This is a genomic window from Candidatus Magnetobacterium casense (assembly GCF_019173545.1).
Taxonomy (GTDB): Bacteria; Nitrospirota; Thermodesulfovibrionia; order Thermodesulfovibrionales; family Magnetobacteriaceae; genus Magnetobacterium; species Magnetobacterium cryptolimnobacter.
Window position 1 is genome coordinate 1 of sequence record NZ_JABXWD010000562.1, and the last position, 1792, is coordinate 1792.

At 55.4% G+C, this 1792-nt stretch carries 3 protein-coding genes; all 3 read left to right on the forward strand.

The window, feature by feature from the left end; genetic code table 11:
* Positions 1 to 226: hypothetical protein (locus tag HWQ67_RS17565; RefSeq protein WP_218253995.1), on the forward strand; the 226-nt coding region annotated here is incomplete at its 5' end.
* Positions 227 to 514: 288 nt separating this feature from the next.
* Entirely contained in the window at positions 515 to 883 is a 369-nt protein-coding gene (locus tag HWQ67_RS17570; RefSeq protein ID WP_218253996.1) for a hypothetical protein, read from the forward strand.
* A gap of 68 nt (positions 884 to 951) precedes the next feature.
* Positions 952 to 1792: hypothetical protein (locus HWQ67_RS17575; protein WP_218253997.1), on the forward strand; the 841-nt coding region annotated here is incomplete at its 3' end.

Here is a 1792-nt window from a genome sequence, read left to right on the forward strand (position 1 = left end):
CACCAAGATGTCCACCAGAATCTGCAAACAGGTTGGCGGGGGGATTGTGGGCTACCTTATGGAACTCCCTATGGAATACAGAAATGAGGACATGGCCGCGAAGCACAGGGCAGTAGACGAGTCGGAAGCTGAAATGAGAAAGCTTGTCACTCGCGGCTCCTCCGAAGACAGCCGATATGGCAAGGTGGAAATCAACAAGAAGTCCGAAGAGGTCAGACCCGTTTAGAAAACTTGAAAACCATTATCCAAAGGAGCATTTGACATGGCTAATACGTCTCACATCCGAGGGTTTGTCCCCTCGCACTATCTCAATGGAACCCCCTGGAACGGCCAGGTGAGAATCTACTACCACGCGGCTGCTGACGGGACGCGGCTAGGGATTGGGGACCCTGTTAAGTTTGCAGGGTCGGCTGATGCCACTGGTCGATTTCCGTCCGTCATCCGGGCTGCAGAGGGGAACGTCATCACGGGCGTCGTTGTAGGATTTGGCACGGTCCCCACTGGAATCCAGGGTGTGAATCCGGCAGTCCTCTACGACCCGACCAACCTGGCCAAGATGTACGGGGTTGCGTCCACGGAATACTATGTGGCCGTGGTGGACGACCCCTTCGTCGTGTTTGAAATTCAGGAGGATTCCGACACTGAAAACATGATTGTAGGTGATGTCGGGGGCACGATCCAGATGCTTGCGGCAGACTGCAGCACCACTACCGGCCTCAGCCAGTTCACCATCGACTCCAGCTCAGGAGGCACCGCCACCAACACCTACTCGTGGAAGGTGCTGGGTGTGGTGGACAGACCGGACAACGCCCTTGGCCAATACTGCAAGTGGTATGTCCTTGCCAACCTCCACTTCTTCCGGACTGACATCACCGGAGTGTAATTTTTTCAACATTGACCAGAATCCCGTCTACCCACACATCCAGGATGCCGACACCTTGGAGATAAAACATGGGTGTCATGACCTCTTCGTCATTTGCCAAACTCCTCTACCCCGGCCTCTCGAATATCTTCAATACGAAGTACAACGAGTTCAAGCCGGAATGGCCGGAAATCTTCACGCAACACAAATCCACCCGAGCCTTCGAGGAGGAGCTGGGGATTACCGGATACGGTATGCCCCAAGTGAAACCTGAAGGTCTCTCCATCTCCTATGACGAGATGAGCCAGGGGTGGAGCGTGAGGTACAATCATGCGGTATTTGCCCTTGGGTTTATCGTGACCCAGGAGGTTTACGAGGACAACCTCTACCCACAGGTGGGATTGAGAAATGCCACCTCTCTTGCATTCTCCATGCGGCAGGGGAAGGAAACCGTGGCGGCGAATGTGCTCAACAGGGCATTCGACGGGAGTTACCTAGGGGAAGACGGGGCCACTCTCTGCTCCACCTCCCATGTCACCAGGACCGGTCTTACATGGTCCAACCGCACCGCAACGGATGCGGACATCAGTGAGGCTTCTCTTGAGCAGGCCCTGATCGACATCGGGGGTTTTGTGAACGAGAGAGGGCTGAAGATCCGCGTTCTCGCCCGCAAACTCATCATCCCCCGCCAGGAGGAGTTCAATACGGCGAGGATTCTGAAGAACATCGAGGCAAGACCGGGGACGGCAGATCGTGACATCAACGCCATCGCCACCCTTGGTGCCTTCCCGGAAGGCTACCGGGTCAACCACTTCCTCACTGACACCAATGCGTGGTTTGTCCTCACGGATTGCCCGGACGGGTTCAAGTGTTACCAGAGAAGGCCGATGAAGTTCGACATCGACGATGACTTTCCTACGTCGAATGCCC